The organism is Lactobacillus kalixensis DSM 16043 (assembly GCF_001434335.1).
Taxonomy (GTDB): Bacteria; Bacillota; Bacilli; order Lactobacillales; family Lactobacillaceae; genus Lactobacillus; species Lactobacillus kalixensis.
Map to the genome: position 1 here is coordinate 1 of NZ_AZFM01000026.1, position 26,719 is coordinate 26,719.

The 26,719-nt window shown below is 34.7% G+C and carries 19 protein-coding genes and 1 pseudogene; 4 read left to right on the forward strand and 16 right to left on the reverse strand.

Features of this window, described 5'->3' with window-relative positions; genetic code table 11:
• Positions 1-386 precede the first annotated feature (386 nt).
• The 10 genes from FC46_RS07385 to FC46_RS07430 form a co-directional block, all read right to left on the reverse strand.
• Positions 387-1,601 carry an extracellular solute-binding protein gene (locus FC46_RS07385; RefSeq protein ID WP_057799336.1) on the reverse strand — a complete coding sequence of 405 codons (1,215 nt, stop codon included), beginning with the start codon at positions 1,599-1,601 and terminating at the stop codon, positions 387-389.
• Between the two features lie 15 nt (positions 1,602-1,616).
• Positions 1,617-2,606, reverse strand: a complete 990-nt coding sequence (locus FC46_RS07390) for a LacI family DNA-binding transcriptional regulator (protein WP_057799337.1) — start codon at positions 2,604-2,606, stop codon at positions 1,617-1,619.
• Positions 2,599-4,803 (reverse strand): glycoside hydrolase family 31 protein, encoded by a 2,205-nt coding sequence (locus FC46_RS07395; RefSeq protein ID WP_057799339.1) that lies wholly within the window; start codon positions 4,801-4,803, stop codon positions 2,599-2,601. The genes FC46_RS07390 and FC46_RS07395 overlap by 8 nt, the downstream gene beginning before the upstream one ends.
• A gap of 211 nt (positions 4,804-5,014) precedes the next feature.
• Complete coding sequence (locus FC46_RS07400) at positions 5,015-5,959, reverse strand: alpha/beta hydrolase (protein ID WP_057799341.1); 945 nt, start codon at positions 5,957-5,959, stop codon at positions 5,015-5,017.
• Between the two features lie 390 nt (positions 5,960-6,349).
• Positions 6,350-7,132, reverse strand: a complete 783-nt coding sequence (locus FC46_RS07405) for an SGNH/GDSL hydrolase family protein (protein WP_057799343.1) — start codon at positions 7,130-7,132, stop codon at positions 6,350-6,352.
• 99 nt (positions 7,133-7,231) lie between these two features.
• On the reverse strand, positions 7,232-7,726 hold the full coding sequence (locus FC46_RS07410; protein ID WP_057799345.1) for a PTS sugar transporter subunit IIA: 495 nt from the start codon (positions 7,724-7,726) through the stop codon (positions 7,232-7,234).
• Between the two features lie 4 nt (positions 7,727-7,730).
• Positions 7,731-8,228 (reverse strand): hypothetical protein, encoded by a 498-nt coding sequence (locus FC46_RS07415; protein ID WP_057799347.1) that lies wholly within the window; start codon positions 8,226-8,228, stop codon positions 7,731-7,733.
• Positions 8,229-8,231: 3 nt separating this feature from the next.
• The gene (locus tag FC46_RS07420) at positions 8,232-9,011 is read right to left on the reverse strand and encodes a MurR/RpiR family transcriptional regulator (RefSeq protein WP_057799349.1); all 780 of its coding nucleotides are present in this window, start codon (positions 9,009-9,011) and stop codon (positions 8,232-8,234) included.
• Between the two features lie 63 nt (positions 9,012-9,074).
• The gene (locus FC46_RS07425; protein WP_057799351.1) at positions 9,075-10,958 is read right to left on the reverse strand and encodes a PTS sugar transporter subunit IIBC; all 1,884 of its coding nucleotides are present in this window, start codon (positions 10,956-10,958) and stop codon (positions 9,075-9,077) included.
• Between the two features lie 62 nt (positions 10,959-11,020).
• Positions 11,021-12,361, reverse strand: coding sequence for a family 4 glycosyl hydrolase (locus FC46_RS07430; RefSeq protein ID WP_057799354.1), 1,341 nt, complete (start codon positions 12,359-12,361; stop codon positions 11,021-11,023).
• 847 nt (positions 12,362-13,208) lie between these two features.
• Between FC46_RS07430 and FC46_RS07435 the strand changes: the two genes are divergently transcribed.
• A complete protein-coding gene (locus FC46_RS07435) occupies positions 13,209-15,608 on the forward strand; it encodes a YSIRK-type signal peptide-containing protein (RefSeq protein ID WP_057799356.1) in 2,400 nt (799 codons plus the stop codon).
• Between the two features lie 77 nt (positions 15,609-15,685).
• On the opposite strand, the gene FC46_RS07440 is transcribed toward FC46_RS07435, so the two are convergent.
• Positions 15,686-17,491: a DUF2207 domain-containing protein gene (locus FC46_RS07440; RefSeq protein ID WP_057799358.1), complete on the reverse strand. Its 1,806-nt coding sequence runs from the start codon at positions 17,489-17,491 to the stop codon at positions 15,686-15,688.
• A 70-nt stretch (positions 17,492-17,561) separates the two neighbouring features.
• Positions 17,562-18,266, reverse strand: a complete 705-nt coding sequence (locus FC46_RS07445; RefSeq protein WP_057799360.1) for a GntR family transcriptional regulator — start codon at positions 18,264-18,266, stop codon at positions 17,562-17,564.
• A gap of 232 nt (positions 18,267-18,498) precedes the next feature.
• On the opposite strand from FC46_RS07445, the gene FC46_RS07450 reads away from it, so the two are divergent.
• From FC46_RS07450 to FC46_RS07460, 3 genes are all read left to right on the forward strand, one after another.
• Complete coding sequence (locus FC46_RS07450) at positions 18,499-19,947, forward strand: 6-phospho-beta-glucosidase (RefSeq protein ID WP_057799363.1); 1,449 nt, start codon at positions 18,499-18,501, stop codon at positions 19,945-19,947.
• Between the two features lie 226 nt (positions 19,948-20,173).
• A complete protein-coding gene (locus FC46_RS07455; protein WP_057799365.1) occupies positions 20,174-21,049 on the forward strand; it encodes a hypothetical protein in 876 nt (291 codons plus the stop codon).
• Between the two features lie 156 nt (positions 21,050-21,205).
• On the forward strand, positions 21,206-22,249 hold the full coding sequence (locus FC46_RS07460; protein WP_057799367.1) for a PTS sugar transporter subunit IIC: 1,044 nt from the start codon (positions 21,206-21,208) through the stop codon (positions 22,247-22,249).
• Positions 22,250-22,311: 62 nt separating this feature from the next.
• Here the strand turns inward: FC46_RS07460 and FC46_RS07465 are convergent, their stop codons facing one another.
• From FC46_RS07465 to FC46_RS07480, 4 genes and pseudogenes are all read right to left on the reverse strand, one after another.
• Positions 22,312-22,809, reverse strand: a complete 498-nt coding sequence (locus tag FC46_RS07465; protein WP_057799369.1) for a helix-turn-helix transcriptional regulator — start codon at positions 22,807-22,809, stop codon at positions 22,312-22,314.
• 232 nt (positions 22,810-23,041) lie between these two features.
• On the reverse strand, positions 23,042-23,791 hold the full coding sequence (locus FC46_RS07470; protein WP_057799371.1) for an aspartate/glutamate racemase family protein: 750 nt from the start codon (positions 23,789-23,791) through the stop codon (positions 23,042-23,044).
• Positions 23,792-23,810: 19 nt separating this feature from the next.
• Positions 23,811-25,469 carry an aspartate-alanine antiporter gene (gene aspT, locus FC46_RS07475; RefSeq protein ID WP_057799373.1) on the reverse strand — a complete coding sequence of 553 codons (1,659 nt, stop codon included), beginning with the start codon at positions 25,467-25,469 and terminating at the stop codon, positions 23,811-23,813.
• A gap of 24 nt (positions 25,470-25,493) precedes the next feature.
• Positions 25,494-26,675 (reverse strand): annotated as a pseudogene (locus FC46_RS07480) (bifunctional aspartate transaminase/aspartate 4-decarboxylase); the annotation flags it as partial.
• Positions 26,676-26,719: the final 44 nt, after the last annotated feature.

Here is a 26,719-nt window from a genome sequence, read left to right on the forward strand (position 1 = left end):
CCTCCAAAATAATTGATGAAGCTAGTATATGACAGAAAACGGAGCTAAGATAGGTACTTGGTTTTTAGAAGCTTACAATCGATATGGAAATTTTACTACTAGTTTTGCCTTTAAATTTCTTTTGTCTTTTCTTCCCGGCCTGATTGGAGTTAGGTAGAATGCCATATTTAATAATAATTTCGATTAAAGAGTTAGCAAATGGCTAATACCTATCTTATCTCTATCTTCTCGTATTACTAAGACTTCAAGATTAAGCATAGAATTAAAACAAGTATTTAAGAAAAATAAAGTTTTGACCAGGGGATAAAGTCTCAGTTTTACACAAAAACCCAATTTCGACACTTCAATCATCGAAACTGGGCTTTTCTTTTTTTAAAAATAATTATTTAGTTCTTAGAAATATCTTTTTGGAGTTTAGCCAACTTAGCTCTGTATTGGTCTGGCTTTACTTTATGATCATAGACACCACTTAATAATGGAGCTGATTCATTCCAGAAAGTAGTCATTTGTGGTAATTTTGGCATAATTACAGAGTGACTTGGTTGAGACATGGTCATCACGGCATCAGCAACTTCATCATTCTTAACCGCAGCAGTTTGTTCTGCAGCTTTATTGACTGGAGTTTCACCAGTCTTCTTATGTACAACCAACTGTTGTTCTTTGCTAGTTAAGAAGCTTGCCAATTCAGCTGCACCCTTAGGATTCTTAGTATGAGAATTAATAGCAAAACAACCAATTCCCAAGAATGCCTTCATTTGGACTTTCTTGCCACCAACTTCCGTCTTAGGGAATGGTGCAACTGCAAAGTTTTTGCCTAAAATTCTACGAATGTTAGTTGCATCCCATGGACCATCAAGGATTGCTTGAGCATGATCTAACTTCAATTGATTCAAAGCATTAGAAGTTTGCATTACACCCTTATTATCCTTTTGTGCTGCAACCCACTTCAAGCCATTAACACCAGCTTGACTATCCATGGTTGATCCTTTTACATCTTCACCATTATCACCGAATAATTTTGTCCCTGCAGAGAACATGATTGGCCAAATGTTGTATGCATTTGAAAAGTCAGTAGCAACAACACCCTTCTTAGTTAAAGTTTCCCAATCTTTTACATCCTCAGCAGATAATTTTGATTTGTTGTAATACAAGAAATTAATATCTGAAGTATATGGATACCCATATACTTTACCCTTCCATGAAGCAGCCTTATAAGCAACGTCAATATCATTATCTTTAATATTCTTAGCATCTTTTGGTGATAACGGGTTGATATAACCTGAACTTGCCATTTGACCTAATTGATCGTGTGGTACAGCAAATACATCCGCAGCTTTAGTTGGGTCTTTACCAACATCAGTCTTTGCATTTGAAGTACCATTAGGGCTTGGCATTACTTTAACTTTAATGTTTGGATGCTTCTTTTCAAATTCTTTTACTGAAGTTTTATACCATGGAACATAATCAGTTGCTACCCATAGGGTTAACGGCTTATTGCTCGTTGAAGTGTTCTTAGAATTTTGATTATTACCACAAGCACCCAATGTTACTGCAGTTAATGCAACGGTACTTACCATCATTAATTTCTTCCACATACTCATGATTCTAACTCCTCTTTAAAACATTTTACTTTCTGCCTTCACAAAAGTTACTGGTAGAATTTTTTGATAATTATTTTCGATTACCTCGCCATTAATCTTTTTTAATAAAACTTCAACGGCTTCTTTAACTATTTCCTTAATCGGCTGTTGAATAGTATCAATTGATAATGGTGAAAATTGTGAAGTATGTGCTCCATCAAAACCAATTATTTCAATCTTCTTCAGTAGTTCTGGATCTTTTTGAAATAAGGCTTGTTGTGCAACCATTCCATATTCATCTGTTACTGCAAAAATGCCATCTATCATACCAGCTTCTTTATCAAGATAATCAAATATTTCCTGACGATAACTTGGTTGTAAAGAAGCTTTAAATCGTTTAAATTCAATACCTTTACTTACCAGATATTTGCTAAAAGCTTCAGCTCTTAGATCTGTTCCAGTATGATGATGTGTTGCTCTTTCTAGCAATAATAAATGTCTCTTACCCATTTTCAGCAATTGTTTAGCAGCTAAGATGCCACCGCCTTCGTTATCACTAGAAATAAGTGGAACTTCAGGTGAAACCTGTCTTTCAATTGAGACTAGATTTAAGTTCTTACCAAAATTAGCAACATTATAGAAGTCTGAATAAGACATAGTAATTACACCGGCAACTTGGTTAAGAGCAGCCATATTAAAGATTTCTTTTTCCTCTTCAGGACTACTATGAGAATTTTCTAGAATCATTTTGTAATGATTCCGACTTAGTGCCTCCTGCATGTAAAAAATCATCTCTGAAAAGAATGGAGTCCAGTTAGTTGGAACAATAAAGACAATTTCTGAATTCGTAGAAGTTTTCAATTCTCTAGCCTGCAAGTTAGGAATATAATTAAGCTTTTTTATTGCCCAATCAATTTTTTCTTGATTAGACTCTTTAATTTTCTTTCCGTTAATATAGTTGGAAACTGTACCGCGCCCCACGCCTGCAAGTTTAGCCACATCATTCATTGTTGGTTTCTTATTCATGATATGCCTCACGAGCGTAAGCAAGTTCACTCATTGCACTACGTAAATTTTCATCTTCTAAATTATTTAAATAGTTAATGAAGTCACCATAACTATATTTCTTGGAAATGAATCTTTGATATAGCTCTTGCTTAATTTCATACGAAATTTTGGCTGTCTGTAATAATTGATATACTTTTTCAAATACATCTTTTATGTCATATTTGACAATTTTCACAATAATTTGGCGATTAGTAGGAATTATTTCTTTATCACCGATAATCTTCCAATTAAGTTTGCTAGTTTGTTCATCCCATTCAAATTGAGTTTTTACTACCTTATTGTCCTGATGTTCAATTAAAGTATAGTCACAATTTTCACCTGGAAAGACTGTAACTTCTAAGCTTTCTGGAAGCTTATCTATGTCATCCATATAATCTGGATTAGTAACTACCAAGCTACCTTTTCTAACAAATACAGGCATTTCATCAATTGAACGGTAAGTCTTAAGAGTCGTATTACCTTCATAAAGAACATGGGTAAAGTAATCAACCCATTGACCTTTAGGCAGCCACGTCTTGCTGTAGCCTAATTGCGTTGCCGAATCATGCGGTCGAGTAATTGGTGAAACCAACATATTTGAAGCAAAAATATATTCATTTTTAAGGTTATATGCTTCATCTTCCTTCGAATAATCGTAGTAAAGTGGCTTAACGATTGGAACTCCATTTTCAGATGTTTGATAATTAGCAGTATCTAAAATTGGTACAAGTTTTGCACGTAATCTCAAAAACTTTTCTTGAGATTTTTCATAATCTAGGCGGAAATTCCAAGGTTCTTTACCTGAAAATAGATTGTTAGAAGAATGAAGACGATTTATTGGACTAAAGACACCAAATTGCAGCCATCTAGTTGATAATTCTCCATCAAAACTTCCCATCATGTGGCCGCCGATGTCATGACTCCACCAGGTATAGCCAATATTTGCGGCAGTAGTAGTGAAATATGGTTGGAAATCAAGTGAATGCCAAGAAATTACTGTATCTCCGGAAAAGCCTAAAGGATAACGATGAGATCCAACCCCAGCATATCTGCTTAAGATAAGTGCATCATTGGACTTTTCATTCTTAATATCTTCGTATTGATAATGATTTAACAGCCACAATGGATCTAAGCTTTTTTTAGATTTTGAGAAGCCTTGTTGCCAATCAATCCACCAAAAGTCAACGCCTTCTTTTTCAAGAGGATGCAAAACATCCTTGAAATATGCATTTCTAAATTTAGTATTAGCTAGATCAAATGCTGCTGGTTCTTCATTTTCCGTATCAAGATTCAAATCTTTAGCAACAGCGGGATATTGATCTTCAAATGCACGAATTCCATCTGCTGGGTGAATATTCAATGACACATGCTTATTGTGCTGGTGTAGCCATTGTAAAAATTGAATGTGATCTGGAAATAGATCTTTATTCCAAGAAAAACCAGTCCATGGAGAACCATATTTTTCTGGAATTTTCACTTTATGCCAATCCATGTCTATTACTGAAACATTAATTGGAATATCCTTTTCTTCAAATTTTTCAATCAAATCCATATATTCTTTTTGCGAATATGGATGATATCTACTCCACCAATTACCTAACGCAAATCGCGGCACTAACGGTGTTTTTCCAGTTAAAGAATAAAAGTCTTTTAATTCTTTTTGATAATTACGACCATATGTAAATAAATATCCGTCAATTTGTTCTTCATCACGAGGGAGATAATTATCTTGCTCTTGATCATAAACAAAAGAACTAGAATCATCTAAATAGCTGTAACCATCTTTGGACATGATTCCATCTTCTAATTCGATGGATCCGTCTGCTCTATCCAATGTTCGAGCTGTTCCTTTTAAGTTATTCGTTCCCTCAGCATTTTTGTTATCGAAATACCAACGACTAACGTGAAGGTTTTGTGCGACTTTAATATCTGCATATAAACTTTCTGGTGATAACTGTCCGCCGTCATAGTATAAATGCAAAGCCGGAGTAATAATTTCTACTTCATGACCATTGTGATTTTTTAGAATTTTAGGTTCTGGAGAAGCAAAATTGCGATTTTGAATTGCTGTTGTAGGCCTGTCTTCAAAGTGACCGTTTATGTTTTCTTCAATTCTAATTAACGAATTGGTAATAACGGTGAAACGATAGGTTTTACCTTTTACAATAGAATTCATTGGATCGCTCCTTTCTTTTTTGTAATTTTTTATGTAACCGTTTTCTATAATTTTAGTATAGTTGGAACGTTCCATTTTGTAAAGAAAATTTTTATAAATTAATTTCTATAGCAAACAAAAACGAAAAATACCCAAATTTTCAGTATTTTTCGCTTTATTTTTTGCGTTTATTTTTTGTTAAATAAGAGTGACATCTTGTGGAGACTAGCCTTTATCCAACATATTTATTCAAAAAATCATTTAGATGCTTATAATACCCTTTTGGATCCGTACTCAATGATTCCGCGTGACCAGCATCTTTTACAATCCATAGTTCTTTTGGACCTCGAGTAGCATTATAGTTTTGATAAGCCATCTTCGTTGGTACAAAATCGTCTTTTTCACCATGAATGAATAATGTTGGTAAATAATTTTTATTTAGCTGCTTAAGAACAGATGCATTTTTCAAAAAGTAACCATTCACCAATCGATTAACCGCACTTAACAAATCCACTGAAGAAATATTTACAAATTTTGGCAATTTATTGACACTGCTTGCTTGATGAATAATCTCATCTTTCACGTTACTGTAGCCACAATCTTCGATAATTGCCTTAACTTGATCAGGAAGATCTTCTCCACTAGTCATCATCACCGTAGCGGCTCCCATACTTTCCTCTAGCAGAACAATCTTTTGATCACTACCTGTGCGTCCAATTACTTCATCAATCCATTTGATTAAATCGTCTTTTTCACGCCAGCCATAATTAATATATTTTCCTCCGCTTTTACCATGGCTTTGAGCATCAGGAAGGAGCACATTATAGCCTTTTTTATTAAAGAAATAGGCATACTTACCCATCGAATTTTTATTACTCATGAAACCGTGAAGCAAGATCACGGTCTTATGAGATTCAGCTTTTGGAATATAACTTGCTACCAACTCATATTTACCGTTAGCAGATTTGATTCTCCAAGTCTGTTTTTCTTCGTTTAAAAACCAAGTCTTTTCTTTATAAAGTGGATCATTCTTTTCTACAGCGTTGGTTGGCTGTTTAATGAATTTCTTGTGTTTCGGTGTAAAAGCATACTCATAATAGTATTTCACATGTGCAATAGCAGCTACTGAAAAGCTGACAGCACCTAACCCTAATAATATTTTAGTTTTAGTCTTCATAATTTCACCCCATGACTTTTCTCTAAGATACCTCAAAAAGGGCAATTTACCAACTTCAAGTATACTCATTATATTGAAAAAGTAGCCTAACGGATTATGAATGACAATTATCAGTGGTTTATAGTTTTTTAGGTTTGAAAAAACTTCAATTTCTTTTTAAATATATAAAATCTGAAATTTAGCTTCAATTTCTTTTGTAATATATAAATTCCGAAAATTAGCGATAATTTCTTTTATATTATATAAACTCCAAAATTTCGCGATAATTTCTTTTGTAATATATAAAATCCGAAATTTCACGACAATTTCTTCCACATTAGAAGAAAAACACCCAATAACGAAAAAAATCATTATCGAGTGTCAAAAACTAGAATTATAATCTATTAATTTTTATTTTTCAGCAACCATTTCACTCAACTTCGCATCAAACTTAGGCAGCCACAACTCCTTATAACCTGCCCTAGTAGGATGAATCGGATCTGCCATGTACAAGCTATCCAAATTTTTAAAATTAGGATCATGAAAGAAATCTAACATCTCAGCGCCGTATTTTTCAGCAACTTCTTGAGCACGATCAACCATTTGCTCATATAATGGATTATTAAAATCAGGATTGGTAAAAATCAAAATTGGGCAATTCCACTTCTCTTTTGCTGCGGACACAATATATTCCAGAGCACCTGTAATCGTCTGCAGATCATATTTGCCGTCATTAGCTATTTTCCCGAGCGGCTTACTCTGAGTCGCATCATTAGTCGAAAGTTGTAAAACAAACACATCGGGGCCTTCAGGATCATTTTTTAAATTCTCTTGGAATCTTTTGACATAAGAATATTCATCATCATCTGTGAGAGTCGTCCCATTTTCCGCATCCTTAATAACCAATGCGCCATCGCGCTTCCACAAATAATCGACGAATGATTCAGCTAAAGCACCGTAACCTAACGTTACAGATGACCCTAAAAACAAAATTTTCTTATTCAGCAGCGGACTAATGTATGTATCTGTCTGCACAACTCCATATTTCGCCGCATTTCCGTGCAAAGCTGCTAGTTCAATATACTTACGCTGATTTAATGGATGCTCAGAGCAGTCCATTCTCAGTTCTTGTACGGCATAATCGCTTAACTGATTATTTTGCTTAATTGATATTAAAAAAGTCTCGTTGCTCAAATTGTTCTCATCCCTTCAAAAATCAATCATCCTAATTTTACCCCTAAACAACAAAAAAAGCCTTAAGACTCTCTCGAATCTTAAGACCTTTGAAAATAATTAATTCTTGAATTTAATTGTTTGAACCTTATCACCATGTTCAACAGTATTTGATTCAACTGGAGTTAAGGATTCAATCAAATCCATATTGGTGTAAACAACAATTACAGTGTTGTCCTTGCCGCTGTCAGCAACTGCCTTGATGTCCATCTTACCTAAAGCTTGGCCAGCCTTAACTTGGTCGCCTTGCTTAATATCCATGGTAAATGGTTCACCCTTAAGTTCAACTGTATCAAGTCCCAAGTGAATCAAAATTTCTAAACCATCTTCGGTTTTAATACCGATAGCGTGCTTAGTGGGGAACAAAGTTGAAATCTCACCATCAACTGGAGCAAAGATGTTAATATCAGTTGGCTTAATAGCATAACCGTCACCTAACATTTTAGTAGAAAAGACATCATCTTGTACTTCAGTAATTGGCATTACTTCACCATTTACAACGGCTTCAACATTTAAGCCGTCATCTTTTTTCTTTTTCTTGAAAAAATTAAACATATTATTAACCTCTTAATAAACTCAGCTTAACCATAAAACCAAAACACATGATCAAAAATATTATAGCAAAAACACTTACCGCCGTCACAGTAGAGCTTCTCGGTCCATTATCTATTTTTTTAGACTCATGAATACCGATTAAAGCAAAAACAAAGCAGATCATATTTCCAACTAAAACTTGACCTATTGCTTGTGTCATCATAAAGAATCGATAGTTTTCATAACTAGAAAGGATATCTTTCTTTTTATAAAACAAATAGTAAGCAATTAAAAAGTCAACAATCGAAATTATAATTCCAACTGCTACAGTCGGTTGTTTCATTATTGAAGTCCAAGTCTGTTGCCCAGCGATGACCTGTAATTCAATCATCAACCAAAAAGCCACGGATATTGCCAACAAAATATATGAGTACCAACTAATTGTTTTCTCTGCATTAAGGTGAACAGTTCTTACAACTTTAGTTATAACATTTGAAATTTTTCTTTTACCTAATGCCCACATTTGTTACTCCTTTCCTCGATGATGCCAAACTAAGTAATCATTTATAAAAAGATCGATCAAATAATATGCTGGCGTAAAAGCCACTTTTTTCATATCTGATTCCACCATAAATGAAACAACTGGAAAATAAAGATTATAGTGTGCAATTGAAGCCAACTTGTTCTGTCTCATATTTGTTAAAGAAACTAAAACAAGTTTATTGCTACTTAACTTCAGTTTAGATATTTCATCATTGAGTATAATACCATCTCCATTAAAGGATATTACAAATAATATATCTCCTTTTTTTGCATAATGGTGTGCTTGAACAAGCTCATCAAAAGCAGCAGGCAAAACTATTGCATGAATACCTATCACAAATAATTCATGTGCCAAATATTGCGCAATTAGTTCTTGCTGCCATCCAGTTGAATAAATATAAACAGTGTTAGTCTTATCAATACTTTGATACAAAGTTGTTAATGATAACGTACTGAAGAATTTTTCAACATCATTGTTGGCTTTTTTTAGTTCCTGAGCAAAATTATAAGAAACTTTAAGATTTTCACTCTGATTTCTTGCCAACTCATCGAGATTAAATTTAAGTTCACTATATCCACTAAGGCCCAATTTTTTGCACAGCCTAAAAATAGCAGACTCAGATACATATAATTTTTTTGCTAACTTTGACAAACTCAGTTTGCTACACGTTTGAGGATTACTTACAACAAATTGAATGATCTTTTTTTCAGAATCATTCAATTTATCGTTATTCTTTAAAATTATTGTTTTTAAACTTTCCATAAAATGTGCCTCATCTATAAATATATAATTCATATTTTAGCACATAATAATTATTGCCTACAATTACAGCAAATCCTTCATATTGTCAACAATTTGATCAGCATCCAAACCGACTACGATGTCAACTTCTTTATCTTGGTCTTTGCGTTCAATTTCCTTTGCATCATATTTCTTAAACTCATCATCACTTGCCACCTTAGAAAGGTCTACAACATGAGCTCTTACTCGAGTAGCACAGGAAATAACGCTTTCAATGTTCTCTTCTCCACCAAGCAAATCGACATACCCTGTTGCTCTTTCAATGTATGGATTATCTTGTTGTTCAGTAACTTTAGCGTTGGCCTCTCCACTCTTCTTCATTAATTGAGTCATTTTATCAAGAACTTGAGGAACATCAAGACCAACAATAACTTGTAAAGCTTTACCATGGTGAACCACATTAACAGCTTTGTTTGCTTTAAACTGTGAATCTGGAGCAACCTTATCTGGATCGGCAACACTAACTCTTAATCTGGTTGCACAAGAACTTAATTCAGTAATATTTTGCGCACCACCTAACAATTCAAGGTATGCTGTAGCTCGAGCAATATATGGATCATTAGCGTCTACACCTGCTTCTTGCGCAGCCTTCTTTGCCTTGTATTCTTTCTTACTGATTAATTTAACATCTTCATCATCAGCTTCACGTCCTGGGGTAATATAGTTAAATTTAAGAATCATGAATCTAAATATAAAGAAAGTTAAAATACCAAATATAATCCCGACAACGAATTGCATTACATATGTTTGCCAGTGGTTGGCCCAAAGTGGTAACCAATTCATTGATGCCATACCGATAGCACCATCTGAAAAGATTCCTCTTAATCCAAGAATCCACATAACCGTATTCATAGTAGCTGACATTACTGAATATACAACCCAAAGAACAGGAGCTGCAAACAAATAAGTAAAGTCAATTGGTTCAGTAATACCTGCAAAAACAGAAGTTAATGCTGCAGGAACCATCAATGCAGAAGTTTGTGTCTTCTTGCTCTTCTTTGCAGTTGCGTAGAAAGCAAGGCAGATAAATGGAACTAAGAATACTTTTTCATTACCATACAATTGGAAACCGTTAAAGCTAGCGATTTGAGATAATGGTTTAGCACTCGCAGCATATTCCGGAAGATGCTTTAACCAATATGGTTGTAGACCACCTTCTACAACTGCAGGTCCTAATTGGAACGGAATGTAAACTAGGTGATGTAACCCGGTAGGAATCAAAATACGGTTTAAGAAATTGTAAACCCAAATACCGATCCATCCACTACTTACAATGAATGATTGCATACTTGTAATTCCGTCTTGAACTTTTGGCCATCCCCAGCATGTAAGTAATGCAAGTGGAATCATTGCGAAAAATCCTAATACATATACATAGACAGAACCTTGGAATGTTCCAAGCCAATCAGGTAATTTTTTATCAAAATACTTATTGTGCAACCAAACAACAATCAAAGCAACTATGATTGCACCGATCATACTGGTATTTAAAGTCTTAATACCAGCAATTTCAGTTAACCCGTGGTTAGTAGAATTAGCTACAATTTGAATTTTATTGTAATTTGGAAGTCCGAAAGCAGAACCCCAATTTCTTAACATAGCATCAACGAAATAGTTGAATGTTAAATATGTAATAACTGATTCCATTGCTGCTCTACCTCTTGCCTTATTAGCAAGACCTAAAGGCAGCCCAACAGCAAATAGAATACATACTTGATTAAAGACAGTCCATCCACCCGATGAAATAGTATCCCATACGCCGTACCAAGGTGTCCCTGGATTTGCAAGTGATCCAAATAGCGTTGGATTATTAAACAAACTACCTAATGCCACAACGATACCTGCAAATGAAAACAGGAGAACCGGGACAAACATTGCAGCTCCAAATCGTTGGAATTTTTGCATCATAATCTTTCACCTCACAAAACAAAAGGAAGGTTGGTTTTTTAACCCACCTTCCCAAACCTTTATTATTTAAGTTCTGGCCAGTACGGTTTGTTAACAACCATCATTTCATCCAAAATCTTCTTAGCAATTGAAGCATCTGGAACAGTCTTACTCAAAGTAAGCGCTTGTAACATCTTATTGTATGAATGCTCAACATAAGCATCAACAACTAATTTTTCACAAGTTTGTTGTTCCATCATCAAGCCTCGTTGGAATCTACCAGCTTCACCTGTTGCCATTGGTTGAATTCCATCTGCTCCAAACAATGCAGGAACTTCGACAACTGAATCTGGATCCATATTAGAAATAGCACCATTATTTGTGCAGTTTGCCAAAAACTTTTCATGTGTATTGAAAGCAATAGCATGACAAATGTCTACAATATATTCTGAGTGGAGACCTGCAATATCCCAAATATTCTTCTCAGCAGTTCCTGCATCAACAATTCTCTTACATTCACCAAAAACAATCTTTTGACGGTGCTCAAGAATTTCATCTGTACGAGTATGGTTAGGATCTGCATTTTCCACTTCCCACTTTGGGAAGTAGTAATATTGCATATAGTTATTAGGAAGAGTTTCTGGTTCAATCGCATATTCTTCAGCAACTTTCTTAAAAGTTTGAATCCAAGAAGCTTCAGTGTCTTTGTCATAGTCGCCACCTACATAGTAACCATGTTCTTTGACATATTCTTTAAGTTTTGGCATTAAATCTTCGCCAGTCTTCTTGTTTCTAACTTCTTTCCACCAACCAAAGTGATTCAAACCATAGTAATTGAAGTCAATGTCATGCCAGCTATCCAAACCACAAATATGTGCCATTCTGTCCATATCATCAATAGGCATATCACAAATATTGATGACTCTAGCATTTGGACGAAGACGGCGACAAGCTTCAGCAACAATAGCGATGGTGTTTGAATAATTAATCATCCATGCATTTGGTGAATATTCTTCCATCCAATCAATAATTTCAATAATTGCTGGAATTGAACGCAACCCATATGCCATTCCTCCGGGTCCTGTAGTTTCTTGACCCATAACACCATATTTCAATGGGATTTTTTCGTCCATATTTCTCATTTCGTATTTACCTACACGAATTGATCCCATTACAAAATCTACTCCAGTGAATGCAGTTTTTGGATCTGTAGTGTATGAAAACTTGATTTGTGGAGCTCTTTCCTTAATAATGATTTCTACAGCTTTAGCAATTTTCTCTTGTCTTTCTGCATCATTATCGTAGAATTTAAGTTCACTTAATGGAAATTTATCCTGACTTTTAATTAAATCTAGAACGAATCCTGGCGTAAATGTAGAACCACCACCAGCAATTACTACTGAATATTTCTTGTGATCAGTCATTTGAACTTTCCTCTCATAAACAAAACCATAAGCGAATATCGAATGCTTTTAGTTTTCATTTTCGGTCGCTTAATAGTTATATAACTTACAGTTATAGTTATATCATAATTTCTATCTTATGTAAGCGTTTCCTGAAAAACCGAAGTGTTTTTCAAAAAGCTGAAAAAATATTTCAATTTCCAAAATATATTTCGCATAATTTGAGAAAACAAATTATCGTAGATTGTGCATCTCATAAAACTAATTCAACATAATTGTTTTGCTTACTTGGTTTTTCTTCTTACAACCATCTTAATCTCGCCATTTAAATAACAAAATCTCACTTAAAGTTCCAAGTTATTTATTGTGTCCTCACTTGAACTTACTACTTTAATTCAAAAAAATAAGGACTGAGAATTTCTCAGTCCCTATAATATCTGAACATCGACTAAGCGCCTTACACAATAAATCAATGCTCCTGCTTAATCGGTGTTTTGATATGTGGTATTTTTGTAATTTCTAAAATGGAATCTGAATCTTCTAATTCTAAATTACTAACCACTAAAACACCTCATTTCTATATCAATTAAGTAGTATTTTTACGTAAGCGCTTACTTTACAATATTTATTTTAACACATTTTCAGTATCTGTCCACTGCTGCACTTCTTCAATTTAACTAAAAATATATTCATATATCTATCTTATTTCAACTAAAACAATATTTTTAATAATAACATTGAAAATGTTATTTATTTGTATAATAATTAACTTATGGTATATCTAATATTTTATGCTTATTTTCCCTTTATTTTGGAATTTTTAACTAAAATATCTTTAGTTCTCATCAAGAATGGAGACTGATTAAAAATGAATAAACATAACATCAAATTTAACTATAATCCATGTCAACGTTTCGGTTTTCGCAAGTTGTCAGTTGGACTAGTAGCTGTGACTTTAAGCACTATTTTCTTCTTAACCACCACTCAAACTGCACATGCAGATGAAATTCCAACTTCAGAAGTGAGTGAAACCAAGTCAGAAAATGCGCCTACTGTTCAAACTGAAACGACTAATCAAGATAATAATCAAGAACAAGACCTGAAAAAAGAGACTGATTCTATCGTTCAAAATAATCAGGTAAACGATCAAAAAACTATAAAAGCTGATACTGGCATTAACAATACTAATACAGAATATACTGGAAGTATTCAATATAAAACTGCTGATGGTAAAGATCTAACCAGTGAAAACCAACTTCAAGCAGGTTATAACAATGTAGAGATCCATACTTCTATTAGTGGTTATCGCGTATCATCTCCTCAAAACACCAACTTTGAGATTAATATTGGTAACGCCGGTGATTCTGACGGCTCTCAAGCATGGATAATTCAAGGTTTTACCAAGGACAGCTTCAAGAATGTCACTGCTAAGAATAAAGACGGAGAAGATGTTGACCGTTATCAAATCACATATAATGGAAACGGTAATTTTAACATTAAAGTTTTGGGTCCAGTAATCGATGCTGAAACAATGGAATTTAATTACCGCTTCAACGTAATCGGCAACAAAAATTACGTTAATTCCGCCCCTTCAAAGCAAGCGGACCTTCTTGTAACTATTTCTGCCAATAACTCTGAAATTGCTTCAAAAAACGTTACAACTAACATCGTTCCTGCCAAAGAAACTGTTGAAGAACATGAAATTGCTCACATTTGGACACATGGTTTAGTTAACGACCAATCACAGTTCATCCCTGAAGATCGTAAAAATAATGCTAAACTCCTTCAATTCATGATTGACTGGAATTTAGGCGAAATAACTGATCTTAGAAATGTAGATTTTTCTGAATTCTTTAGTTCTGGACAACAACTATTGCCTGATACTATCAAGGTTTTCCGTGTCTACAAGGGCATTTTAAAAGATGATCAAACTTCAGAAAGATTGCCCTGGTCAGACGATACACATAACAAAGTAACCGGTACTTTTGACCCACAAACTGGATTATTCAGTAATGAAGACACCGCATTTGAAGAATTTCTGCGCAGCAATTTGTATGTAAATATCAACGGTCAAGAACAACCAATTTCATACGAAGAATTTATTCGGCAATTCAATAACGGTACTTTACCTACTGTTAATAAGATCCAATTCCACGTTGACGGTCCATTCACTTATACTGATTCAAATGGTCAAGTGCATAATTGGAGCAATAATGGCGGGCAAAATGGTGAAAACACTGATGATACTTCAATTACCAACCCACACAGCACTTTCTTCATCCAAATGGATACCCTTTTAGCCTACAACATGCCTACAGATTGGGTTATTCCTGGTGAGGGTCCATCTTCAGAAATCACAACTGATACTCCAACAGCTGTTGCTAGCGGGACTGGTGAAAACGGAAAAACTACTTTCATCGGTTTTAACAATGGCGGTAGTGGGTTCTTCAACGAAAGTTCACATACTGCAAGATTATACTTTGCTGATGTAAGTGACATTACAAGTGTCAAAGATTTAGCAGGTGTTGCTAACGTTCCAGCTTTCTTGAATGGTGAAAATCAAGAAGGTGCTACTATTGAAACCAAAATTGCTTTTTCAAATGTTGAAGCAATAATTGCTGCCTTGAATAAAGCAGGCTATGAATTCGTCGGTGCTTCAAATGGTACACATATTTCAGGCGCTTATGATGGATCCTCTCTCTACAAGAGCGGTTCATATGATGGATCAAAATATGGCAACTACGACTGGGCAATTAAAACTTTCACACTTAACTTCAAAAAGACTCCAACAGAACCTACCCAGCCTACCCAACCTACTAGTCCAGCTAAGCCTACTGCACCAACAGCTCCAGTTACTCCATCTAAACCAGATCAACCAACGACACCTGTTCAGCCAACTACGCCAGTAGAGCCAACCGAACCTGTGAGTCCTAATCCTGAAGAACCTTCTGGTCCACATATCAAAGTTATTCCTCCACATAGTTCAAAAACGGTGAAAACAAACTCTGGTAAGAATAATGAAAGACATGACTCTAAGCGTAGAAGCAATCCAAATTTAACTAATACTACGGATAAACACACAAATAGAAACAACAATATCATTACTAAAACTTCAGCCAAGACCAATAACAGTGATACTCATACAAACAAAGCTACTTTACCAGATACTGGTGAAGACAATACAAGTTTAGTAGCGATCTTAGGTGCATTTTTAATTACTCTAGCTTCCATTTTTGGTATTAATTTGAGTAAGAAAAAACAAAATTAATTTTTAACAAAACTAAAAACAGGATTTGTTCAAAACCGACAAATCCTGTTTTTTCTGTATACTGAAAAAATTTAGTTTTAAAAGGCTCCACCGCCGCTTCCACCACCGAAGCTGCCAGATGAACCACCTGAAAAGCCACCGGATCCACCAGAAACTGATGAACCAGCAGAAATTCCGCTGCTAAAGCTGCTTTCAAAGCTACTTTCAAATGAATTATTAAAGCTTCCATTAACATAAAGTGGTGCATAAACGAAAATTCGATCCACTTCGTCTTCAGGAAATTCAATCTGCATTTGCTTGATGACTTTTTTCGATAAACCAAAGGCAACTGCATATGGCAAGATATCTTCCCAAAGAATAATATCGCCAACATCTTTCAGTTTGAAATTGCCAATATCTTTAAGCATCTTCTTGAAGCCTTGCACCTTATCTGCCTCTATCGCCCCATCTTCTGTATAGACGCTAATTCGCTTGTAAGCGATAATCGCAATGACAAAAGCTAGCACATTCAAAAGAATTGTACACCACTTCAGCACATTAAAGACTGATGACATTTGCATCCCGCTTGATAAGAAAATAACCAAAATACCAAGAAACGAACTGAGCCCAATCAACATTATAGAAATACCCTTAAATTTACTCTGATATTCCATAGCTTCTTTATCAAAGAAACGCTTCTCAACTAGCTTATACTCATGCTTACTCCATTTGTCGAATCTTTTACCAAGTTTTCTAGATTTGTACTTTCTAAGCTGATGAGTATCAAATGACGTGCCATTCCCTACTTTTTCAAATAAGAATCTAAGCAAATCATTTTCTAGAATACTTTCATCAATTAAAGTGATTTTATAAGCATCATGTTTCAGCACGCCAGCTTTAATTTTTTCAATTTCAATCTTGTGCTTGCCAACAAGCTGCATTAAATAAGCGGTAAAGGCCTTGGCATTGGGTTTTTCGTCTTCATCTAAAACTTGCGCAGCAACTGGACTCACGTCTGGAATTTCATAATTATGGCCAACTTCACTGAATTTCTTCGGATGAAAGCCAAACTTTTTCACTCTAATAGCATAAATAATTATGGCAATTCCGCTGAACAATGAAATAGCAAGCATTACCCAATAAATTACAGCTTTGATGCGGCGACGATTGTTTGCTTCAATTGCAAGCTGCGCTTCCTGCTTCTCAATTTTCTTCTTTTTATTTTCGTTAACAAAATTCTTGTTAGCTGCCGTTACCTCGGGACTAAATATCGAATGCACTTCAATTCCGACATCTCCAGGCACATTATCTGCCGTCATGACAATCTTACCGCTATTCGGCGAAACTTTAGTGTAGCCATTAAGAGGCCCATGTGCCCAAGCCTTCAAACTTGGCACCTTCCCTGGAAAAATCACAGTTGCTCTAGCAGAATTAAGATCTTCATCCCAACCATCACCAATAATCTTAAAATTTAATTCTGCTGTATCTTTATAATTAGTGACCGCATTTTTAATTCGAAAAGAATATTCCACTTTGACATAATCGCCTTCCATGATTCGATGGAAAACTTTAAAGCGATATGAATTACTCTTTCGAGTTAACTGATAAGTATTGTTTTCTTCACTCTTTGAAGCAGTAATTTCTTTATTATTTACCTTAACTTGAATATTGCTCAATTTTTGATTTTTATTCAAATTTTGTCGATAAAAAACACCACGAGCATCACTATCAAAATCATAGTAGATAAGATAGTGCATCTTTAGCGAGCCATCACGCTGTACTCGTGCAGTAGCATCAACCTTATCGAGATCATAGTCTACATCCGCATTAACTTTCTGCGTAAAAATCATCAATAAAGCTAACAAACCGAATAACGATGCAAAACTTAAAATTCTTTTTTTCATTTAAACTCCTGCTCTTGCGCGCCTTTTCTAATTCTTAAACGTAGATTTTAAGTGAAATTATACCAGTTTTCTAGATCAATTCATCTGGACTTTGATCAAAGAATTTAGAATTTTGATAATTATAAATCAGTTTAGAGCAATTAAAAATTTGTCCTTTGGCAAGGTAGTAGACATCGTTCACTTCAAGAGCTGGATCGCCTTCTTCAAGCTGTAATAGGTCAGCTTGCTCGGCAGTGAGCTTTTTTACTTCTATATATTTATCTGAAAAACGAATTTCGGTATTCAAACCTTCTTCGATGAATTTAAAAATTGATCCTTTAGCAATATCTTTTGATAAGAATGGAATATATTCTTTCAAAAAATACGAGCTTTCAAGAACAACTGGCTTATCTTGATAAAAATGAAGACGAACGACGTGATAACAAAGCGATTTTTCATCACATCTCATGAGTTTTCTCTCTTTTTCAGGTAGTTCAATTTCTTCAAACTTCAAAACTTTTGTATTCTCATTATCAAGAACTTCGCCAAATCCGCGATTACTAGTTAAAGAAATATATCCAGAAATAGACGGGCGACGAACAAAAATGCCTGAACCCTGAACTTTATAGACGATTCCTTTTTGAGCAAGTAATGATAGAGCCTGAATGATTGTAGCTTTACTTACACCATACATCTCAATTAATGTATCAATTTTTGGAATTTTATCACCTTGTACTAACCCTTTTTCCTTAATGTAATTGGTTATTTTGTCAGAAACTATTTGATATTTTTTCATATAAGTCATCCTAAAAAATGTTGGTTTCTTTTATTTTATTAAATTCTTTAGGAACAATCAAAGCTTGAGAAAACTATTTTTTATTTTTCGCAAGAGAAAACATCTGATAAATCTGGTTATATTAAGGATTTTGTGAATCTAACCTTCAATTTTTATTTTTACATCTCTAAATTGTACATGTACAATATCAATTATAGAAAACGCTTACTGATATTTTAGGAGGTTGAATTTTATGCAAGGTTACAAAATGCCAAACGAATTTTTATGGGGTGGCGCTGTAGCGGCTCACCAACTTGAGGGTGCTTGGAATGAAGACGGTAAAGGCATGTCCGTTGCTGATGTTATGACTGTGGGCTCTGCCGAAAAGCCACGTGAAATTACTGACGGAGTTTTACCAGGTAAGAACTACCCTAACCACTCAGCCATCGATTTTTACCACCATTACAAAGAAGATATCAAATTATTTGCTGAAATGGGCTTTAAAGCCTTCAGAACTTCAATTGCTTGGACTAGAATTTTCCCAAATGGCGATGAACTTGAGCCTAATGAAAAAGGTCTTGAATTCTACGATAAATTATTCGACGAATGCCACAAATACGGCATTGAACCAGTTGTTACCCTTTCCCACTTCGAAATTCCATTCCATATTGTGAAGGAATACGGCGGTTTCACTAACAGAAAGACAATCGACTTCTTCGTTCGCTTCGCTAAAGTATGCTTCGATCGCTACAAGGATAAGGTGAAGTACTGGATGACTTTCAACGAAATCGATAACCAAAGTAGCTTCGACAACGACTTCTTGATGGCTACCAACTCAGGAATTTTATTCACTCCTGGAATGACTGATCGTGAAAAAGAAGCCGCAATGTATCAAGCTGCCCACTATGAATTCGTTGCTTCAGCCTTGGCAGTAAAAGAGGGGCGTAAAATCAACCCTAACTTCCAAATCGGTTGTATGATTAATTACTCACCTGTTCGTCCACTTACTCCTTCTTCAGACGATGTCTTACTCGCTGATAAGTTTGAACAAAGACGTGATTTCTTCTCTGATGTTCAAGTTAACGGTGAATACCCTAAGGAAGTGGAAGCATATATTGAAAGAAACGGCTTCCGTCCTGATATTACTGAAGAAGACAAGATCGTTCTTAAAGAAGGTACTGTTGATTACGTTGGCTTTTCATACTACCAATCAACTACCGTCTCAAGCGAAAAAGTTAAGCCTGACGAATTGAGTGAATTATCTGAAGCGATTGCTAAGAACCCTACTTTGGAGCGCTCTGCTTGGGGCTGGGAAATCGATCCTGAGGGTTTGAGAATTTCATTGAACCACTTGACTGATCGATACCATAAACCATTGTTTATCGTCGAAAACGGCCTTGGTGCTTACGACAAAGTTGAAGATGATGGTTCAGTTCATGATGAATACAGAATCGATTATTTGAGAAGTCACATTGCTCAGATGGAAAAAGCTGTTGCTTTAGACGGAGTAGATTTAATGGGCTACCTGCCATGGGGACCAATCGATTTAGTATCTGCTGGTACTGGTCAAATGGACAAGCGTTATGGCTTTATCTATGTCAACAAGAATGATGCTGGTGAAGGTGACTTATCTCGCTCAAAGAAAGATTCATTCTACTGGTACAAGAAGGTCATCGCTTCAAATGGTGAAGATTTAGATTAACAAAAAATAGCAAAAACACACTGTCTCTGGTTTGAACGTGACAGTGTGTTTTGCATCTACAACCATCATGTGATGATTGAGTTAGTTATACATGAATCTTTCTGACAAAAGTCTTTTTCGCTTTTCTATATAAGAATATTATTGCAAATTAATTAATAATTTGATACATTTATGAAAAATAATATTTGCGAAAATAATATTTGTTGTTTAATATGGAGAAGCAATTATGAATTTTAAAAAGTTATTTGTTGGCGCATTAGCCAGTGCAGCCCTATTAGTAAGTGGAAGTTTTACTAATAATGCAGTAGTTCATGCTGATGAAGCAACTGCAAATACTACCACAACAGCTCAACCTCAACTGAGCAAAGATGAAATCATCAAAAAGATTGAAGATGTTAACTCTAAGAATATACAAAGTTTACGCTTGCGCGAAAATATAACTGTATCTTACAAAGCAAAGAAGAAAAATAATAAGATAACTGTTAAATTAGAGTTAATCGAAAAAGAAAAACCAACTGTTGCAAAAATCACTTATTCTATTGCAAAGCAAAAGGAAACTGTTTATGTAACTGATAAGTATGTTTACAGTAAGAATGGTAAGCGTTGGGTTAAAGAAAAAGTTACTAATTCAACTACCAAAAAGTTGAGTAAGAAAGACAAAAAACAACTTAACAAACTTAGAAAAAATATTGAACAAAGATTTCAAAAGTATATGAGTGCAAAGAACATTGTTGAAAATTTAAATAATTTCACCCAAAACAATGTTACTGTTACTAGTTCAAATGGAAATTACTTAGTAAGCTTGAATAACAGTTCTGAATTTAACAATCTTCTTAAGCAAACTATGCTTGCATTTGTTCAAACTGTAGCTTCTAAGAAAGATACTAATAAAATCGAAAAGTCTTTAAATGTCAATAACTTCAACTTCGTTGAAACAGTTGATCAAAATACTTATAAGTTAAAGAATCTCACCCTTAACCTCCAAGTATCATTTAACAAGGAATTTAATATTTCTGTCGATGTTACTGCAGATCAATTTAATCAGCACAATAACTTAAAAGTACCTGCTAAGGTTGTTAAGCACGCAAAATCAGCAAAATAAATATTAATGAACTAGCTTTCATATTGAAGTGAAAGCTAGTTTTTTTCATTTTCTTTAATATTTCTTCACACATTATGTTCCTAAATTTAAAAATGTCTGATATAATCTTAGAAAATATTTATTTTTTAATCTTAATGTAATGCAAGGAGAAATTCTATGAAGGAAAATAGCGCAAAAACTACGATCCTCAACATTCTTAACGGTATCAGTATGGGTGTTATCGCTGCCTTAATTCCTGCTGCGTTATTAGGTCAATTAATGCAGGCACTTAGTTCTGTTTGGCCGTTTGCTACCGAAATTATCAATATGACCACAATTATGCAGAGCCTACTTGCTGCAATTTCTGGTTTCTGTGTTGGTTACTTGTTCAAGATGGGGCCTATTGAAATGTCCTCAATTGCTGGTGCAGCAACAGTTGCCTCAGGAGCAGTTAGCGTTCAAAAAGGTGCATTTATTTTAAATGGTACTGGAGACGTAATTAATATCGGTATAACGATTACTATTGCTGTTCTTGTTGTGAAATTATTATCTGGTCGTCTTGGCACCTACAATATTTTATTAATGCCTGTTTTAGTCCTCTTAATTGCAGGTGGACTGGGACACATTCTTCTTCCTTACGTAAGAATGATCACTGGTTTTATTGGTAATATCATTACAACCTTCACGCACCTTCAGCCACACATAATGGGTATTCTGCTCGGTATTTCTTTTGCAGTAGTTATTGTTTCACCAGTTTCTTCAGTTGGACTTGGTCTAGCAATTGGCGTTACAGGCATTAGTTCCGGTGCTGCAAACATTGGAATTACGGCCGCTGCCTTCACCCTTGCAATCATGGGCTTCAGGGTAAACGGCTTTGGAACTACTATTGCACACTTCATTGGTACGCCAAAAATTCAAATGGCTAATATGCTTGAGAAGCCAGTTTTGTTTATTCCAGTTATTATCTCATCAGGAATTGCTGGATTATTGGCAGCGATTTTCAATATTCAAGGTACTCCACAATCAGCCGGATTCGGATTTTCTGGATTAATCGGACCACTCGCAGCCTACGAAAAAATGAACCATGGTATAGGAAGTGTCCTTTTACTCACTGTATTATTCGTCATTGTTCCTATCATTCTTGGATTAATAATGCGATACTTGTTCATTAACAAATTTAAGATTATTCAAGAAAAAGATTTATACATCGAAGCAAATTAATATATTTTGTTGATTTTATTAAGCAAAAAAATAAGCTATGAGCTCTTTAATTGACTCATAGCTTATTTATTTTTATCAGGTCGACTAGCCGTAAGTGGGTACTTCGCATCCAATTTTTTATCCAAAACATTGATAATAATCCAGCTTCGGATTGGCTTCATAAGAGACCAAGCACCTATCCACAAAACGCCCATTACTGTCATGTACGTATCATTTTCAATCCAAGAAAAATATATTGCCCAAAGCAGCATGATAGTAGTGTAAACAACTTTATATATCCGATTAAATGCCCAGAATTCTTCCTGACGTTTTTGCAACTGCAGATTAACCTGTTCATCAGCAGACTGAACTTTATCGTTTTCTTCCAGCGAATTACTATTAGGAAATAAATCGCCAACTTCTACTCCCAAACCTCCAGCTACTAAGTTCATAGTAGCAATGCTAGCATCCTCTCCTGCTTCTAATCTTTGAATTGTGCGAACGGAGACATGTGCCTTTTCAGCTAATTGTTCTTGCGATAGATGACTAGCAGTCCTTAATTCCTTAATTTTGTTTTTCATATATTTCCCTCGTTATTCATTTGTTTACACAATTATATGATATGCTTGAATAATTTCACACGACATATTCACGTCAATATAACGGCAGTACCCTGACAAAAAATTTCCCAGGAAATAATCAGACAGTAAAAAATTGGGCTAAAGGATTTTTCGTTTTTGTAAATACTATTGTTTTAGTCAAAAAAGCATTGAGCTATACAAAAACTCAATGCTTATTAAATAATATGTCTACTTATTTGTACATATATTTTTCAACTGCTTCTTTTGGATCCATGCCTTTTCTAATTTTTTCTTCCAATTCGATCGAAACATCAGCAATTATTCCTTGCGGATCAATTACATCAAATTCTGGATCCGGCTTATCTTCATATGCAAGTGATAATTCAGTACAACCAAGTAAGACTACCTTACACCCATATTTATCACGCATGATCTTTAAAATCTTATGAAGTAAATCTGTATCAACATAGCCTTTATCTTTAATATCGCCATAAATTAATTGATTTACCATTGGCTGAATTTCAGGTCCACCTAATTCAGGAATTTTATTAACCTTCTTAATATACTTCACATAGAGACCATCCCGAATCGAACCTTCAGTTGCAATCAATCCTAGTTTATCTTCACCGGGATAATTATCAACGAATTTATGAACCGCAATTTCCATCATGTTCAAAAATGGAACATCCGATAATGCAGCCAATTGATCATACCAATAATGCGCAGTATTACATGGCATTAAGAAGAAGTCTGGACCAAGTTGTGCTTGTTGTAAAACATCTTCTTTTAAAGCATCAAATGGATTTGGCTTTGAATGATCTTCAATCCAAGTAGTTCTATCAGGAATAGTTGCATGGTTCACAAGAATGTAATTCATGTAGTCCTGATCTTTAGTGATCTTGACTCTAGTGTTAACTAAGTGTACATAGCCTTCAGTTGCAAGAGTTCCCATTCCTCCAAGAACTGTAAAAAAGTTTTTCATAATTATCTCCTTTTGGAAACTACACTAATAAAGCAACTACTAATGGAGCCATAACTGTCAAGAATATATTCCCTAAAGCATAAGTTGGAGTATAGCTTAGAGCGAATACTGTTGAATCTGTTTCTGCATTAACTGCATTCAAGGCTGCAGTAATTGTGCCTGAACCACAAAGTGAACCAATATTATCAACAATATTCATCTTTAAAACAAATTTACTGAATAATAAAGTAAGTAAGTGTGGCAAAATTGATACAAGAATACCAATTACGAATACTAACCAGCCCATCTCTTTTAAGGCTTGTACAAATCCGCTACCAGCTTCCAAACCTACTACACCAATAAATAGGTTCAATCCTAAGCTCTTCAATAACCATCTAGTTGATGGTGGAATCACACCAATATTTGGATGCTTTTGTTGTAACCAGCCAAAGTATAAACCGGCAAATAAAGCACCACCACCTCCACCAAGAGTTAATGGAATTGTGTGAATAGTAATAACAATGGCACCTAATAAGATACCCAAGAAGATACCAATGGACATGTAACTAACATCGGTTTTGGTACCAGCAGCTTTTTCATAACCAATGTCTTTAATTGCACGACTCAGATAGTTCGTCATCCCAACAAGTTTGACATAATCGCCTTCTGTTAATCTTGTATAGTCAGATATTTTTTCGCCATCGTGAGTAGCTGAATCAATCACAACACCATGATTCAAAATTTTTTCTAGTTTTTGAGAAGTAAACTCTTTGGTTAATAAAACAGTTTTTTCTGTTAAGCTAACTGGGAAATTATTCGCATCAAGTTCTGATAAGGCATGACCTTCATCAGCAAATTTAGCAAAATCCTTAATATCACCAACAACTAAAATTACATCTTGATTCTCAAGAGGCTGAGTAAGATTAGTTAAAAACTTACCATTTCTTACAACTTCTTCAATAGCAATGCCTTTATTACTATTATCAAAGTCAGCAACGGTTTTACCAATAAACTTACAATCTTTTTCAAGTTTAAAAGCTCTAACACGAATGTTTGCAGAAACTTTTAAGCCTTGAGTACTACTACTAATATGATTCTTCTCAATATACTGTTTAGTTGCTTCTCTTAAATTCTTGTGAAGAATTGCAGGGGCAATGTTCTTTAAGAAGATTAAAACACCTACAGTACCAAATACATAAGTTAAAGCATATGCAATTGCAACTTGCGACATTGCAGCTGTTTTTGCTGCTTGTGAAATATGTAATGCCTCAATTGCCGAGTTAGCAGTACCAATACAAGCAGATTGTGTTAAAGCACCCGCAATAATACCGCCAGCTTCACCAAATTGTACGTGGAAAATCTTAAACAAGCCAAAAGCAACTATAAATGCAATGATTGTAAATACAACACTTTGAATAATAAACTTTAGACCCTTTTTCTTAAAACTTGCAATAAACGCAGGTCCTACTTCATATCCAATTGTGAAGATAAACAGATCAAAGAATATATTCTTTACTACAGGAGCAATTTGAAATTTTCCCATTTGTCCGATAACTAGTCCAACTAGTAATACCCCTACAGTAGCACCTAACTTAAAGTTCTTAATATGAAATCTACCAAGTAGATAACCAAGACCTAGAGTAAGAAAAATAGCTACAGATGGATTAGTTAAGAAGAAATTGCATATTGAATGCCACATAATTATTTCCTCCCACTATTAATACTATTTACTTTCCTTTTCGTACTCCTCGTGATACTCTTTCAAAAGTTCCAATACTTGCTTACCAATTAATGCATAATCATTCGTTGGCAAGTTAGCTTGTGATACTCTCAATTCACCAGGTTTAGCGCCGAAACCAACACCATCAACTAATACAACACCGTTCTTTTCGGCCAATTTTAGCAAAAAGTCAACCTGTTGGAAGTTATTGGCTAGATAATTTCTAAAGTCTTTTCCATATTGATTTTCTGCTAAACGATAAATATCAATTAATGAGTAATAGTGAGAGTTAGTATCTGTTTCATCCTTTGGAGCTTTCATTGCATCATGTAATTGATCATATCTATCAGTAACTAACTTTCTTGCAATATCAATATATGGATCATCACTACCTCCATTTGTCGAGGTAAGCAAATGTGTCATTGAGAATAGGGCTTCCATGATCTGTTGTGGAGTTGATAATCCAGCAGTATGATACAAGCCAATTGATCTACTATCAGCACACAAACGATCAATAAATTTCATTTTGTCTGGATCAAGAACAACTGAACTGTACCGTTTATGTAATTGGGCTTTTTCAGCTTCGGTAAGTTTAGAAATGTTGTCATCAAAAACATTCTTCTTGTTCAATCCAATTATTCCTAAGCGCCAACCAGTACAACCGTAAAGTTTTGAATATGAGTAAACTAACATCGTATTGTATGGAACAACACTGTAAATACTCTTAAAGTGCGGAACAAATGCGCCATAAACTTCATCGCTGATAATCATCAAATCAGGATTCTTCTTTACGGCTTTTCTAATTGCATCCAGAGCATTCTTATCAAACTCTTTTGAGGTTGGATTAGTTGGATTGACAACCATTAAAGCTTTGATTGATGGATCAGATAATTTCTCAATCTCTTTTGGTTCAATTTCCCAATTATTCTTTTCATATGAGTGAAGATCAACCTCAACTAGTTGATAATCTTTTAACTCAGGAATTCTTAAATATGGAGTAAAGATAGGCTCATTAATAGCTATCTTGTCACCCTTTTTTAGCAAATGATTTTCAGCTAATGAATGAAAGGCATAAACAATAGCTGCAGTACCACCTTCGGTTGGGAATAAATCAGTCTCATCTGCCAAATTCGTACCTTCATAAGATAATTCTTGTAAATAATAGTTAATAATTTTTCGCAAATTGCAATAATAAGTTGGACACTTTATGCAGCTTGATAGATGTTATC

Excerpts from the sequence above, each read along its gene's own strand:
- FC46_RS07470 (WP_057799371.1), bottom strand. The coding sequence starts at position 23,791 with ATGAAAAACTTTTTTACAGTTCTTGGAGGAATGGGAACTCTTGCAACT.
- FC46_RS07400 (WP_057799341.1), bottom strand. The coding sequence starts at position 5,959 with ATGAAGACTAAAACTAAAATATTATTAGGGTTAGGTGCTGTCAGCTTT.
- FC46_RS07430 (WP_057799354.1), bottom strand. The coding sequence starts at position 12,361 with ATGACTGATCACAAGAAATATTCAGTAGTAATTGCTGGTGGTGGTTCT.
- FC46_RS07425 (WP_057799351.1), bottom strand. The coding sequence starts at position 10,958 with ATGATGCAAAAATTCCAACGATTTGGAGCTGCAATGTTTGTCCCGGTT.
- FC46_RS07445 (WP_057799360.1), bottom strand. The coding sequence starts at position 18,266 with ATGAAAAAATATCAAATAGTTTCTGACAAAATAACCAATTACATTAAG.
- FC46_RS07390 (WP_057799337.1), bottom strand. The coding sequence starts at position 2,606 with ATGAATAAGAAACCAACAATGAATGATGTGGCTAAACTTGCAGGCGTG.
- FC46_RS07415 (WP_057799347.1), bottom strand. The coding sequence starts at position 8,228 with ATGTGGGCATTAGGTAAAAGAAAAATTTCAAATGTTATAACTAAAGTT.
- FC46_RS07420 (WP_057799349.1), bottom strand. The coding sequence starts at position 9,011 with ATGGAAAGTTTAAAAACAATAATTTTAAAGAATAACGATAAATTGAAT.
- aspT (WP_057799373.1), bottom strand. The coding sequence starts at position 25,469 with ATGTGGCATTCAATATGCAATTTCTTCTTAACTAATCCATCTGTAGCT.
- FC46_RS07455 (WP_057799365.1), top strand. The coding sequence starts at position 20,174 with ATGAATTTTAAAAAGTTATTTGTTGGCGCATTAGCCAGTGCAGCCCTA.
- FC46_RS07385 (WP_057799336.1), bottom strand. The coding sequence starts at position 1,601 with ATGAGTATGTGGAAGAAATTAATGATGGTAAGTACCGTTGCATTAACT.
- FC46_RS07435 (WP_057799356.1), top strand. The coding sequence starts at position 13,209 with ATGAATAAACATAACATCAAATTTAACTATAATCCATGTCAACGTTTC.
- FC46_RS07465 (WP_057799369.1), bottom strand. The coding sequence starts at position 22,809 with ATGAAAAACAAAATTAAGGAATTAAGGACTGCTAGTCATCTATCGCAA.
- FC46_RS07450 (WP_057799363.1), top strand. The coding sequence starts at position 18,499 with ATGCAAGGTTACAAAATGCCAAACGAATTTTTATGGGGTGGCGCTGTA.
- FC46_RS07410 (WP_057799345.1), bottom strand. The coding sequence starts at position 7,726 with ATGTTTAATTTTTTCAAGAAAAAGAAAAAAGATGACGGCTTAAATGTT.
- FC46_RS07460 (WP_057799367.1), top strand. The coding sequence starts at position 21,206 with ATGAAGGAAAATAGCGCAAAAACTACGATCCTCAACATTCTTAACGGT.
- FC46_RS07440 (WP_057799358.1), bottom strand. The coding sequence starts at position 17,491 with ATGAAAAAAAGAATTTTAAGTTTTGCATCGTTATTCGGTTTGTTAGCT.
- FC46_RS07395 (WP_057799339.1), bottom strand. The coding sequence starts at position 4,803 with ATGAATTCTATTGTAAAAGGTAAAACCTATCGTTTCACCGTTATTACC.